Origin of the sequence: Colwellia sp. MB02u-14, assembly GCF_014076915.1 — a bacterium.
Taxonomy (GTDB): domain Bacteria; phylum Pseudomonadota; class Gammaproteobacteria; order Enterobacterales; family Alteromonadaceae; genus Colwellia_A.
Map to the genome: position 1 here is coordinate 1 of NZ_JACGUX010000065.1, position 14,437 is coordinate 14,437.

Here is a 14,437-nt window from a genome sequence, read left to right on the forward strand (position 1 = left end):
TATTTTTACTTAAATACTTAAATACTTAAATACTTAAATACTTAAATACTTAAATCCAATGGAGGAAACCTTTCTTAAAAAGTTATTTTATTGCATCGAAGTCGCACCTATCATGTTAGCGATTATAGCCGTATTAATCCCTTGGTTATAACTGCCGGTTAGGTTCAAACCAGAAAATGCAGCGTAGCCATTGATCATTATATAATAAGTGCCACTACCATTACTGAGGCTACATAATTCGTTATTACCGCTAATATAGGGGCGACAATCATAGCTTGATGAAGTTGGTTTACTGGCATACTTTACAAACAGGTCTGCGTCACCACTGCCACCATTAATCGTAAATTTAATATTAGTAGCACCTGCAGGCACTTCCATGGTGTATTCCAAATTTTCATACCTTGCACCACTTAAATTTGTTTTGGGGATATTATTTTGTAACACATTAGTATTATCTGTTGGGATTGTTGATGTATCGTAACTTGGTAGTAGACTGACGTTACTGATTTGATCCCATGCTAATACCATTACGTGATAAGTGCCCGTTTCTATAGCTGTTATATCGCAGGTTTCATTACTCGTTGAACTCGTGCCCTTGCAATCGTAAATCGATGAAGTGGGCTCAGCGCCAAATCTAATATACAAATCAGCATCGCCACTGCCCCCACTTGTCTGAAAACTTAATGACGTAGCGTCAGCAGGTACTTCAAAGGTGAACTTAGTTTGCTCTTTTGCTGTGGCGGTGACCGTAACTGCTACATTGTTCTCTAATGTCGAGTCGTTTGGTGGGATAACAACGTCGCCGCTTTTAGCCAGTTCGCCAACAAAAGTAGCAGAAAGGCGTGCAAACTTTAATGCATGGGCTGAGTTAAAGCTACTGTCATTAGCGGTATGTATACTGCTGTTAATATCTGACATCGTAGATTCAAATGGCATCGAGGCAGGGTAGCCTTGGTTGTGCCACGAAGCATGATCTGAACAACCATAGCCACATTGGTCGAAGCCATAACTAATGTCAGACAAATAGGTATCGATGAGCTGAGTCATAAAGGTATTTTGGGCACCATTTGTGTAATCGGTCATAAAAACAATGTCTTTATTAGCGGTACCTTTGTAGCCCACCATGTCAAATTGTGCGACACCGATAATATTCAATCCTTGGTTTTTATAGTCTTGAGCAATAGCTTTTGACCCTCTCAAACCGACTTCTTCAGCAGCATAACCGATAAACTTGATTGTGCGTTTTGGTTTAAAACCACTCGCTATAATTGCGCGTAAGGTTTCGGTAACCACAGCAATACCAGAGGCATTATCATCGGCACCCGGTGCACGACTCGTACTTGGGTTAGACAAGTTTATCGAGTCTAAATGTCCACCTATGATGACGATTTCGTTGCTATTTGACGTGCCAGTGATCGTTGCAATAACAGAAGGTTGCTGAAAAGTATGATTGTACAACTCAACAGAAATATCACTACGTTGACTACTTATTGAAGCCCAATGGCTTTTTAACCAATTAGCCGACTGTACTCCTGTTGAACTCGTATAATAACGATTATTGTAGTTGCTGAGGGTATTAACGGTAGCTGTTAAGTTTGATGAAGATAATTGATTTAATAAGGAATTTACGCCCGTCGGATTATCAATAGTGTAACTCGTCACTACTTGCGGAGCTAATGCGATGTTTGTTGTGTATTGTTGAGCGGCTTCTAGTGATTCATGAAATATATATCCGCCACAGCGTTTAAAGTTATCATGCATGAATTCGCTTAAGTTATTTAATTGAGCTTCATCAATACTGACAATATTAATAGCATGGTTATGTGTAAGTGTTGTTGGTGTTTCTGAAATATTAAGCACGGACTGTTTAGGTTGAATATTTGTCAGGTTGAATTGTTTGCTGTAACTCTTATTAATCATAGTTACCGCATCGTTGCCAATGGAAATCCAAACTTTTTTATCATTATCTAGCGGACTTATATTAAGATCTATATTGTTATTTTCAAGTGTCGAAGCGGTACTCATTCCACTGAGTAAACTAAGCACAAGTAGGTTATTAGCTATCTTGTTCATGCATTTCTCTTTTAATTATTTATTATTTTTTTGAAAAATACCTTTTAGTACTCCATCTTGATTACCGTTACTTTTAGCGATTATCATAAAGCAGCAAAGCTGAATTTTAACGAAATAAAACTGTCGCGGTAAAAAAGGGAGTGGGCAAACATTGCTGAGTAAGCCTCTATAAGAAAAGGTAGAGTTTGTTGGAAATAAAAAGAGGGGCTTCGCCCCTCAATATTTTTATATAAGCATTAATTCGCTTTGATATTTAATGTTATATTTGACGAGGCGTTGTATCCTCTAACATCAAAATACCATGCACCTGCAGCAGGGCTGGTAAAATTACATACTTCTTCATTACCATTTTTGTATGGACGACAATCGTAATTCGAGGTCGTTGACTGAGCACCTTCTCTTACGTAAAGATCGGCATCTCCTGTTCCACCAGAAATAGTGACTGTCAAGTTAGAATATCCACTGGCTAAGTTTTCAGTAAATCTTTCCCAAGCACCCGAATTAATTGCATTAATATTGTAAGTAATATCAATTGGGTCGCCTGGGTTAGTACCACCATCTTCAACAAAGCTACCAGTTAAAGAAGTACCACTGATCGCATTCCAAGCTTCAACCATGACATGATAGGTGCCAGTTTGTGCTGATGAAATATCACAGGTTTCATTACTTGACGAACTGGTACTTTTACAGTCATAAGTTGATAATGTAGGTTTAGAACCAAATTTAACATACAGGTCAGCATCACCGTTCGATCCACTCGTCACAAAATTCAAATCGGTTGCTCCAGCAGGTACTACTAAGGTATAAAAAAGTTGATCTTTTGCACTACCAGACAGCCCCGTTTCTGCAACACCATTGGTTAAAACACTATCAGTTGGTGGTACGCCACAGTTACTTGAACTTGCATCAGAATTAACGCCAACTGACGCTAACGCAGATTTTACATCCGCCGTGCTGTAGCCTAAATCACAAGCTGCATCGATTGCGCCGTCACCGGCAGAATCCCAATTAGTATTCGATGTCCAATAAAATTTGTTAGCATTCGTCATCACCTCAAATGCCTTGCGAGTATTCCATCCCGTTTTATTTGCTAACAAATAGAATGCTTTGTTAAAAACACCTGAGCTATGATGAACATCCATTCCTGACGAATAATCTGACTGATTACCTATAGATCGGCCATCGAGGGTTGGATCATCCATGTATCGCAAAGCGCCGTTACCTTTAAATATCTGTTCACCTACTTTCCAATCATTCGTTCCTGTCATAAAGTATTCTGCTGCTTCACCTGCCATATCTGAAAAGGCTTCATTTAAGCCTCCAGATTTTCCCGAATAAACAAGCCCAGAATTTTGCTCGGTATAGCCATGAGACACCTCATGCGCAGAAACATCTAAGCTAACCAATGGATAAAAGGTATTTTGACCATCACCAAAAGTCATTGCTGTACCATCCCAAAAAGCATTTTCGTAATTATTTGAATAATGCACTCGCATCTGCAGTTGAAAAGTTAAGGGAGGCTCGCCAAACCAATCATTGTACATATTATAAATAACGTTACCGAAGTAATGAGCATCATTAAGCGGTGAATAAGCGCCGTTAATTTCTTTGGTGGTATTTTCTGGGCAAGTATAACTAAAGGCATTTGAACCACTAGTGCCATTATTTAAATTAATCGTTTTTACATTGCTATTAATCATCGTACAGGTAGAACCTGACTGGCTTACCTCTAAGTAACCAAAGTCTGTACCGTATTGATACTTACCTGTTTTAGCATTACCGCCAGGGCCAGTGCCATCGGCAGTTTGTAAATTATCTAAATGCAGTAGTACCTCACCAGTATGGGCATCGATAATATAATAAGGTCGAGCAGGCGTTTCTCCATATTGAACAAAACTCACTTCATATACGAGTTTAGCGGTGTCGTTCTCGTCTTGCCAAATAGATAATGAAGACGTTTCATTCAATGTCGTTACTGGGCTTGCTGAGAGAAAACCACCAAAACTTATTCCTTTAGTGCGCAGTAAAGCCTCTTTAGCGGTAAAGGTCGGAGTTACATCCTTAATATCAGCATCTATATTGTTCAGTACAGAGCCATGTGCATGTTTAAAGCTACTATCACTTTTTTGAGAGATAACAGCGTCATCATTAATTACGGGTATTCCCTGGTAAAACTGTTGATAGCGGGTTGTACTATCACCATTATCTAAAGTGAAATTACCTTTAACTTGTAGTGTATTACTGTCAGATAACCCCAGAAGTTGCGCAGGAGCGTTATTTAAAAGACTTGATGTATTTTGAGATAATGCTGAAATAGTTGCATTATCTCCGTTTAATAGCTTTCTTTCAGCCGCGTCTACACTGAACGTGCTTATTAAAGTAATAGACAATGCACTTAAAATAAACGTTTTATTATTTTTCATTTTTATACCTTTTATTATTTTGTTTTACTGCATACCAGGGTATGCACCGTTAGAGGTAGATGTCTGTAGACCCTTAATAAACCAAGAGATGATCGTTCAGTAGCCACATTATTTTGGTATGCAAACAACGTATTAATCGTAAAACCGCTTTCTATTGTGCTCACTCTATAAAAGCATTGAATCAGTTCGTTTCGTTTCTTTATTTTACGAAACACCATGTAACAAAATACAATTAATTGTTACAATCGTGTTGCATAACTGTTAAAGCTAGGCGTTATTTTTGAGAATGCAAGTTTTATAAAAAGTATTAATTTTAGAATGAAGAAATAGACAGAGATGGTAATAATGAGTGAGGGTAGATATACAGTTCGACGTTTATTTGTAAAATCAATGATGAAAAACGCTTTCTTTAAGGAGAAAAAAGTGTTGTTAAAAGTTTACAAATACCTCAAAGGTAACAATTTTTTAACATCTTTAATACTAATTTTAAACATTTAGCCCTGGTGTAAGTTTGTTCAGTTTAACTTAAGTTACTTGTAGTTAAGGATATTACGACGTTGTACTTAGGTGATGAGTTTAAGGAATGAGCTGAATAATTATAAAAATAATATAATTAATTAAAGGATAATATAATGATAAAAACATCTCCAGTTCCAAGAGCTATCTAATATGCATTACTTGCTGGTGTCTTTAGTTTAATGCTTGTTTATGCTTAAGAAGTAGGCGCAGAAAAAGAAGTTGAGCGAATTTCTGTTACGGACTCTCCTCTTAAAAAGGCAGAGTTTTCGAACGCTTCACCTATTCATATGATCACTGCTAAAGACCCAATGAAAACGGGTGTTAGAACCGTGACCAATTTATTGCAAAATACCTCGATGACAAATGGTCGGCAATTCGAGGATTATGGCAAACTACATATCTGCCATGCATTCAGCTGATGATGTAAGTGATACAGCTAAATGTGATGAGTTTATTAAAAATGAAGATTTGGCGGGTAAGCCATAAACCGTTCCGGTTTGTTCAGCAGACCGTGCTGTTTATATCAACACATCATTGACTTATAAAGGTGAAGACTTTTTAGTAACCGCCGGTATAAAAAATGTATTTGATAAAGCACCTGAATTAGTTGACTTAACTACTGGGTTGAATCGTGGCAACATGGTTACTTCATCAGGATATAACTTATACGGACGTGGTTTTTTCTTAAATGCCTCATATCGTTTTTAGCGATTAATGTGTTAACCACTTAACAGCAAGGGCAATACGAATGTATTGCTCTTTTTATTAAGACAATATTTACTCTAGTGGCAGAGACCGATAGAGTATTTAATTCACCAGTGTCTATATTTATTATCACGGTGAGCATGGTTAGTCAGACTATTTGAGACAAGATGAACTTGCTGACTTTGTATTAAAATTCTAAATTTTTATAATGAGTTAAGGTACACTACCCTTCATGATAATGTGATAGAAAGGTTAGCTGCTTGCAAAAAATTATTATTTTTGGCAATTCCGGATCAGGTAAGTCTACGCTTGCTAATAAATTAGCTATAGCTAAGGGGTTAGCACACTTAGATCTTGATACATTAGCTTGGTTAGCAACATCACCGCCTAAAAGAAAAAGTCTTCTCGATTCAACTTTTGAGATTGATGCATTTACACAACAGCATGAAAGTTGGGTAATTGAAGGTTGTTACAGTGACTTACTTGAGCAGCTTACTATTAATCGAGAAGGTAGATTATTAAAGGATAAAAAGAAAGCATTAGCTAATGAAATTATATTCTTAGATTTACCGATAGAAACATGCATTATCCATGCTAAAAATCGCCCCTGGGAACCTCATAAATATCCATCAAAGCAAGATCAAGACAATAATTTACCTATGCTCATTGATTGGATTAAGGCTTATGAGACCCGAACAGATACTTTTTCAAAGCTCGCTCATCAAAAGTTGTACAACCGTTTTATGGGCAAGAAAACGATTATCTATAAACATGACTAATTATTCACTCATCAGTTTTACAAAACGTTAAGATAAATTTATGAAATTTCGTATTCTTCACACCTCAGATTGGCATTTAGGCCAAAATTTTTACGGTAAAAGTCGGGCAAATGAACACCAAAAATTCTTGAACTGGCTACTAGAACAAGTCAGCGAGCATGTTATTGATGCGGTGATTGTTGCTGGCGATATTTTTGATACCGGTACACCACCAAGTTATGCCCGAGAAATGTATTTTGATTTTATTGTTAATATGCACAAAAAAAAATGTCAGTTAATCATCCTTGCTGGCAATCACGATTCAGTCGCTATGCTTGGTGAATCTAAACAATTGTTATCGCATTTATCGTGTCAGGTTATTACCAGTGCTAGCGATATCCTTGATAAGCAAATTATTACGCTAAATAATAAAAAAGGTCAGGCTGGGGCCGTGCTGTGCGCCATTCCATTTATTCGCCCTCGCGACATAATGACCAGTAGTGCAGGACAATCAGTAAAGGAAAAGCAACAATCGTTGCAGCAAGCTATCAGTGAACATTACCAAAATTTATACCAGCAAGCGCAAGATCTTGCGCTGTTAAGTCATGACGTTAAATTACCTATTATTGCGACCGGACATCTTACGACCGTTGGTGTAACAAGCAGTGAGTCTGTTCGCGATATTTATATCGGCACACTTGAAGCTTTCCCCGCTAATGCTTTCCCTAACGCAGACTACATTGCACTTGGCCACATTCATCGTAACCAACGCGTAGCTAAATCAGAGCATATTCGCTACAGCGGTTCGCCCATAGCATTGAGTTTTGATGAAGCAACTCAAACTAAAAAAGTGTTAATTGCAGAGTTTGAACAAGGAAAACTTAGTCAGGTTATTGAGCAAGACATTCCCTGTTTTCAAACCTTGTTAATGGTAAAAAGTAAATTAGAGCACCTTACCCAAGATATCAATGAGTTAGTTGATACGCTAAATAATTCAGAAAAATTGTTAGCAAAAGATCAAAAGATTTGGCTTGATATTGAAATTAACAGTGCAGAATATTTACAAGATCTAACACCTCGTATTGAGGCACTGGTTAAAGAATTACCTGTTGAAGTCTTACTGGTGCGGCGCAGTAAAAAGTCGAGGCAATCAATGCCAGAGAGCCAAAAAAAAATTACCTTGAACGAATTGTCTTTAAGTGAGGTCTTTGCCACGCGATTACTTCAAGAAAATTGGCAAACTGACCTCGAAGTAAATCAAAAGATTCGACTTGAAAAAATGTTTGCACAAACCTTAGAGCAAGTTCAAGAACAAAATACAGCCAGTGAAAGTCACGTTGAAAAAACGCAAATTGCAGGTGAAACTAAGTGAGAATATTAAGTTTACGATTTGAAAACATAAACTCGCTCAAAGGAGCCTGGAAAATTGATTTTAGCCAAGCCCCTTTTGATAATAGCGGCTTATTTGCTATTACTGGGCCAACAGGTGCAGGGAAAACCACAATATTAGATGCTATTTGTTTAGCGCTTTATCATCAAACGCCTCGCTTAAATATTTCAGACAAACAAAATCAATTAATGACCCGTCATACGGCTAATTGTTTAGCTGAAGTTGAATTTGAAGTAAAAGGCAAAGCCTACCGAGCCTTTTGGAGTCAAAGACGTGCTAAAAATAGTGTTGAAGGAAATTTGCAAAAGCCAATTGCTGAACTTGCAGAAATATCTACATCCTTAGAAGGTGACGATCAAATATTAGCGACTAAAGTGTCACAAGTACGCTTAGAAATAGCGCGTTTAACAGGCTTAGATTTTTCGCGTTTTACTAAGTCGATGATGTTATCGCAAGGTGAGTTTGCTGCTTTTTTGAATGCGCCCAGTAATGAACGAGCAGAGTTATTAGAAGAATTAACGGGTACTGAGATATACGGACAAGTTTCACAGCAAGTTTATCAGAACCATAAAAATGCCAGTAACGATTTAAAAATATTGCAAGCGCAAAGCCAAGGAACGGTCGTTTTATCAGCAGAAGAAATAACGTCGCTTACGCTTAAACTTGAACATCTTACCCAGAATGAAAAACACTTAGCTTTAACCTGTGAACTGTGGCAAAAAGCGCAAAGTTGGCAACAAAAATCCCTTGAAAACCAAGAAAACATTAACGCTATTCAAAGTAAACTGCAGCGCGAAGCGCAAAAAGAAGTTGACGCGAAAGATGATTTAACAAAATTAGCGTTATCAAAACCTGCTGAAAAATTAAGGCCTATTTTTGAGCAACAAGAAAATAAAAAGCAGAGACAAAAACAATTAATTATTAGCAATAATGAACTGCTTACTACCTGTAAAAATGTTGAAAAGGACACCATTATAGCGCAACAAGCTTTCGAAGCATTAACGACAGAACAGGGGGCTAAACAATTAGCTGATCAAGCACTTGAAAACTTGATTATTGATAAAGTGCTCCCACTTGATAACCAAATAGAGTATCTGTCTAAGCAAGAAAAAGAATTAGCTAATAAACTCATCGTGTTAATAGATGCTCAGCACTTATCAAAAAAGAATTGCGAAAATCTTGTTAAAAATCAAGAGCAACAGCAAAGGAAGTTTACTGAAAACGAACAATTTATCAGCAATAATAAGCTGTTAAAAACCTTACCAGAAAAATTACCTTTATGGCAAAGCCAATATCAGCAATTAGCGCTTACAGAACATGAACTACAACAGCTTTTTGCTGACCAAGAAGGCTTACATTCACAACAGCAAGCACTTGAACATCAACAAGAGAGTCAGCAAACATTATTGCACAATCATCAGCAACGTAATGATGAACTGCTTATACAAGTTGAGTACCATCAACAAGAAAAAATCAAAATTTTAGCGAATACGTCACTGATTAATGAACAAGTATTACATGACAGATTACAAGCACTTCAAGGACAAATAGCACCGCAAATTACGGTAGTTGAAAATGCCCGTCGTTTTGCCCTTTTGGCTAATGAAGTGGTAAATATTCAAGCTATTATCACTGACCAAAGTTTAACATACAAAGACGTTTCAGAGCAGATCATTGCCTTGCGCTCACAATATCGAAATGTGCAGTTAACACGTGATGACGTGGCAAAAATTTTAGCGCAACAAAAAACTATTATGTCGTTAAGTCAGCATCGAAGTAACCTACAGCACGAGCAAGCGTGTCCATTGTGTGGTTCAGTTGAACATCCGGCTATTGATGAATATATAAAGTTAGACCGTGCAGAGTCTTCAGAGCACCAACAAAGGTTTGAGCAATTAACAGAACAATTACAGCAACTCGAACACCAAGGCAAGGCGCAAGCAGAGACACAAGCACAGTTAAAGGCTGAGCTTGATGTCGCTCATAAAGTGCAACAGGAAAAAACAAAAGAGCAGCAAGGCTTATTAAGCCAATGGCCCTCAAAAGCACAGCCGCTTGGTTTAGATTGTTCGTTAGCTGATTTATCCTTTATCGAGGCTTTTATTGCAGAACGAGAGCAGTTGCTCGATAACCTGAACAAAACCAATGTAGCACTACAACAAGCTGAACAACGCTTTCAGCAGTACCAACAACAGCTAGCACACGCTGAAAAAGAACAGTCAACCATACAAAATCAAGTTGTGCTCTTAGCGAATAATCTAGAAAATATTCAAAAAAGTTTACAACAATTAGCCACTCTTTTAGCCAAAAAAGAACAAAGTAAAGCTGAAACCTTTGCAGATTTTAAAGCAAGTATTACCTTGGTAGAGCAGCAAATCAACGTTGAAAATACAAAGATTTCAGCGACGCCGCTCTTCAGTGATAACAATGGATCTTTGCCGAGTCAGGAGGTTTTTTCTAGCTGGTTTATTGAAAAAAACAAACAAGTGAAACACTACCAGTTTACGGTTCAACAACAAGAACTACATTTTCAGGGGTTAACTGACTTAAAACAGCAATTGGTGGTTGCGCAAATACACGATAAGCAACTCAATGAAGACTATGGCGATGTTAGTCAGGCGCAACAGCTATTTATTATTGAACTCAAACAAGCGCAACAGCAACGCTTGAGTCTTTTTGAAAATAAAAGTACGAGTCAAGTGAGAGCCGACATCGCTTTAAAGCGAAAAACCACCGAAGATAAACTTAAGGACTTACAACAAACTTTTCAGCAAAACATGGAAGCACATCAACATCAGCAAGGGCTTTTAAAGAGTGCTGAGCAGCAGTTAAACCATATTAACGAAGAAGTTGATTCACTGAGTTTAGTGTGGAAAAACGCGTTAACACAGAGTGACTTTGTTTTAGAGAGTGATTTTATCAGCGCTTTACTGCCGGTTGAAAAGCAACAGGAACTTCAACGGCTTTTAGATACCATCACGAAAGAAAAACAATATTTACAAACATTACTTGAACAATCTCAGCAACAACTGGGTATGTTGGCACTTGAACAAGCATCGATAGAAGAAGCTGGCATTACTGAGGTGAATGCGCAGGCAATTGCAGAGCAACTGTCAGCATGTAAAGAACAGCTAAAACAAGAACAGATAAAAATTGGCCAGTTAGGTCAAACATTAAAACATGACGAAATTCAGCGTGAGCAGCAACAAGGCTTATTTGAAAAAATAATAGAACTACAAAAAGAGGTTGATGACTTAGCTCACTTAAATGGGTTGATTGGCTCAGCCGATGGCGCTAAATTTAGAAAGTTTGCTCAAGGGTTAACACTGGCACATTTGGTGTATTTAGCGAACCAACAACTTGAACGCTTACATGCTCGCTATCAGCTAAAGTGTCAGCAATCAGAAGCACTAACGCTTGAAGTACTTGATACATGGCAAGCAGACAGCATACGCGATACTAAAACACTTTCCGGAGGTGAAAGTTTCTTGGTGAGCTTGGCATTGGCGTTAGCATTGTCTGATCTAGTGAGCGCGAAAACCAGTATTGATTCTCTTTTCCTTGATGAAGGATTCGGCACACTTGATAATGATACGCTTGAAGTCGCTCTTGACGCCTTAGACAGCTTAAACGCCAGTGGTAAAATGATCGGTGTTATTAGCCATGTTGATACACTAAAAGAACGCATACCTGTGCAAATAAAAGTCAAAAAACGTAGTGGTCTAGGAGTAAGCGAGTTAGAGCGTCAGTTTACGTTTTCTACAGAAAAAGCATAATACATAGCGTAGGTTGTCAATTCACCTACGCTATTATTGTCTAACGTCTTAAGAACCGCCCCCTAAAGGTGGTGCTGTTTTAGCGGGGATGCTTTTAACGTATTGAGATAACGTTGTTTCTAAGTTTTTTACTTGCAGCAATAATTGCTTGTTTTTTTCACCCAGTTTGGTCACTCTGCTTGCCAGTGATATTTGTTGTTTGTCTCGACGTTGCGAATTTGACTCTATTGCTGATAATTCTAATGATAACGTTTTAATTTGCTCTCTCAGTTTTTCCGAATTCTTTAATTGTTCTTTCACCGCGTCAATCGAATATTCTGTTGTTACTTGTTTGTCATTTATTTCTTCAATAGTGGCTAACGTTGAGGTAACTTGTTTTCGCTGAGCTAACGATATATCGGTGAGTGACTTACTGTCTCTTTGTAATGCTTTTATTTGAGACTGGTTCTTTCGCCATGCAGAAGCCCAAAGTTTATCCATTTCATTCCACAGCTTATCACTTGTCTTGCCCAGTGTTTCTAACCTGACTTTCATCTCTATTGTTGACTCACCCATTTCTTCACCCGTAGCTGAGAGTTGGCGCTCTAGTCTCATAATACGTTGCTCAGCTGAAGCGATAATGGCATGAGTTTTGATATCTTGTTGATAAATCCAATAGGCAGCAACACCTAATAATAAGTAGATTAAAAAAGTGGAAAATTTTGATAAAGTTGATAATGATGTTGATACATTTTTCTGAGACTTCTCTACTTTAGGTTTAGCCAAAGTGTTATCTACAGAACTTGGAGGCACTGCAGAATAAGTTCGGGTATTTTTAAACGCTTCAACCTGATCTTTATCAGGGGTAATACTTGGCATGTTGTGATCAATTTGCTTAGTCAAAATATTTTCCTGTTTGTACAATTTTTATCATTATTATTTTATCGGTTATTCTACACAATTATTTTTTGATTTATTCAAATTAATATGATTATTTTTATTTGATTGAGGAACCTTTGCCATCGTCATCCATGACACCATGACATACCGTTCATCCTGAACATAAAAAACCGATAAGTAGGCTTATCGGTTTTATCTTTATTTAACTATCACCGTTAGTAACTTTCGTTATGAACACTCAATACAGCACGGCCTGATGGGTCAGTATTATTTTGAAAGCTTTCATCCCAAGCTAATGCTTCTTGTGTACTACAAGCGACTGATTTACCGCCAATAACACAATCGGCGGCTGAAGAAAGTGGAAAGTTATCTTCAAAGATAGCACGGTAGAAATAAGCTTCTTTGCTGTCTGGTGTATTTACTGGGAATTTAAAATTAGCTGTTTCAAGCTGTTGATCAGTAACCTGAGATTCCACATGTGCTTTTAAACCGTCAATCCATGAATAACCTACGCCATCAGAAAACTGCTCTTTTTGACGCCACAAAATCTCTTTCGGTAAATAACCTTCAAAAGACTCACGTAAGATAGCTTTTTCCATTTTACCATTGCCACACATTTTGTCTTCAGGGTTGATGCGCATAGCAACATCCATAAAGTTTTTGTCTAAAAATGGTACACGGGCCTCAATGCCCCAAGCTGACATTGATTTATTGGCACGTAAACAATCAAACTTGTGCAATCTGTCGAGCTTACGGTTAAGCTCTTTATGAAATTCTTGGGCGTTTGGCGCTTTATGGAAATATAAATAACCACCAAAAAGTTCATCAGCACCTTCACCAGACAGCACCATTTTTATACCCATAGCTTTAATTTTTCGCGCCATTAAATACATAGGCGTCGACGCTCGAATAGTGGTTACATCATAAGTTTCTAAGTGATATATAACTTCTTGAAGGGCATCAATGCCTTCTTGTTCAGTGAAAACAACACTGTGATGAATAGTACCAATACTATCTGCTACCGTTTTCGCAGCAATTAAGTCAGGAGAGCCTTCAAGACCACAGGCAAATGAATGAACTTTTGGCCACCAAGCTTCAGCTAAATCGTTATCTTCAATACGACGAGCCGCAAATTTTTGTGTGATCGCTGAAATTAACGACGAATCTAAACCACCTGACAATAAAACACCGTAGGGCACATCGGTCATTAAGTGACTCTTAACCGACTCTTCTAATGCTTCACGAATTTTTGTTTTGCTGGTGGTATTATCTTTAATGGCAGAATATTTTTGCCAGTTACGTTTATAATATTGTTGTAACTCACCAACACGGCTGTCTAAAATATGCCCAGGAGGAAACTCACTGACTGTTTTACAAATAGGCATTAACGCTTTCATTTCAGAGGCAACATAAAAGTTACCGACTTCATCGTAACCCGTGTAAAGCGGGATGATACCCATATGGTCGCGGGCAATTAAGTAAGAATTGTCAGTTTCATTATATAAACAAAAAGCAAACATCCCTTGTAGTTTGTCAACAAAATCAACGCCAAATTCTTCATAGAGTGGCAAAATAACTTCACAATCAGAGCCCGTTTGAAATTGGTAATCAATGGTCAGATTTGATGCGAGGGTTTTATGGTTATAAATTTCACCGTTTACGGCGAGAATGTTTTTCTTATTTTCGTTATATAAGGGTTGAGCACCATGCTCAGTATCAACAATGGACAAGCGTTCATGCACTAAAACAGCATGATCACTACTATAGATGCCTGACCAATCAGGACCACGGTGACGTAATAAACGAGAAAATTCTAAAGCTTTTGGACGAAGTGCATCTGCACCTGTTTTTATATCTAATATACCAAAGATCGAACACATTGAAGCGCTACTCCTTTAAATTATTAACAAATTG

General features: G+C 37.7%; 7 protein-coding genes. 3 read left to right on the forward strand and 4 right to left on the reverse strand.

Annotated features, from left to right (window positions below):
• Window positions 1–87: 87 nt before the first annotated feature.
• Together H4J52_RS06880 and H4J52_RS06885 are read right to left on the reverse strand one after the other, a co-directional pair.
• Window positions 88–2,073 carry a M28 family metallopeptidase gene (locus tag H4J52_RS06880; protein WP_182224405.1) on the reverse strand — a complete coding sequence of 662 codons (1,986 nt, stop codon included), beginning with the start codon at window positions 2,071–2,073 and terminating at the stop codon, window positions 88–90.
• 236 nt (window positions 2,074–2,309) lie between these two features.
• Window positions 2,310–4,496 carry a M4 family metallopeptidase gene (locus tag H4J52_RS06885; protein WP_182224406.1) on the reverse strand — a complete coding sequence of 729 codons (2,187 nt, stop codon included), beginning with the start codon at window positions 4,494–4,496 and terminating at the stop codon, window positions 2,310–2,312.
• 1,484 nt (window positions 4,497–5,980) lie between these two features.
• Between H4J52_RS06885 and H4J52_RS06890 the strand changes: the two genes are divergently transcribed.
• From H4J52_RS06890 to H4J52_RS20255, 3 genes are read left to right on the forward strand one after another with little or no spacing between them, the layout of a single operon-like run.
• On the forward strand, window positions 5,981–6,499 hold the full coding sequence (locus H4J52_RS06890) for a shikimate kinase (protein ID WP_182181221.1): 519 nt from the start codon (window positions 5,981–5,983) through the stop codon (window positions 6,497–6,499).
• Window positions 6,500–6,539: 40 nt separating this feature from the next.
• Window positions 6,540–7,850 (forward strand): exonuclease subunit SbcD, encoded by a 1,311-nt coding sequence (gene sbcD, locus H4J52_RS06895; protein WP_182224407.1) that lies wholly within the window; start codon window positions 6,540–6,542, stop codon window positions 7,848–7,850.
• Window positions 7,847–11,644: an AAA family ATPase gene (locus H4J52_RS20255; protein ID WP_182224408.1), complete on the forward strand. Its 3,798-nt coding sequence runs from the start codon at window positions 7,847–7,849 to the stop codon at window positions 11,642–11,644. Before sbcD ends, H4J52_RS20255 begins: the two co-directional genes overlap by 4 nt.
• 48 nt (window positions 11,645–11,692) lie before the next feature.
• Here H4J52_RS20255 and H4J52_RS06905 read toward each other — a convergent pair whose 3' ends face one another.
• Both H4J52_RS06905 and asnB read right to left on the reverse strand, forming a co-directional pair.
• A complete protein-coding gene (locus tag H4J52_RS06905; protein ID WP_182224409.1) occupies window positions 11,693–12,526 on the reverse strand; it encodes a hypothetical protein in 834 nt (277 codons plus the stop codon).
• Window positions 12,527–12,738: 212 nt separating this feature from the next.
• Window positions 12,739–14,403 carry an asparagine synthase B gene (asnB, locus tag H4J52_RS06910; RefSeq protein WP_182224410.1) on the reverse strand — a complete coding sequence of 555 codons (1,665 nt, stop codon included), beginning with the start codon at window positions 14,401–14,403 and terminating at the stop codon, window positions 12,739–12,741.
• Window positions 14,404–14,437: the final 34 nt, after the last annotated feature.

What these genes read in the sequence shown, in the direction of transcription:
- H4J52_RS06880 (WP_182224405.1), bottom strand. Translation starts at nt 2,073, where the DNA reads ATGAACAAGATAGCTAATAACCTACTTGTGCTTAGTTTACTCAGTGGA.
- H4J52_RS06885 (WP_182224406.1), bottom strand. Translation starts at nt 4,496, where the DNA reads ATGAAAAATAATAAAACGTTTATTTTAAGTGCATTGTCTATTACTTTA.
- sbcD (WP_182224407.1), top strand. Translation starts at nt 6,540, where the DNA reads ATGAAATTTCGTATTCTTCACACCTCAGATTGGCATTTAGGCCAAAAT.
- asnB (WP_182224410.1), bottom strand. Translation starts at nt 14,403, where the DNA reads ATGTGTTCGATCTTTGGTATATTAGATATAAAAACAGGTGCAGATGCA.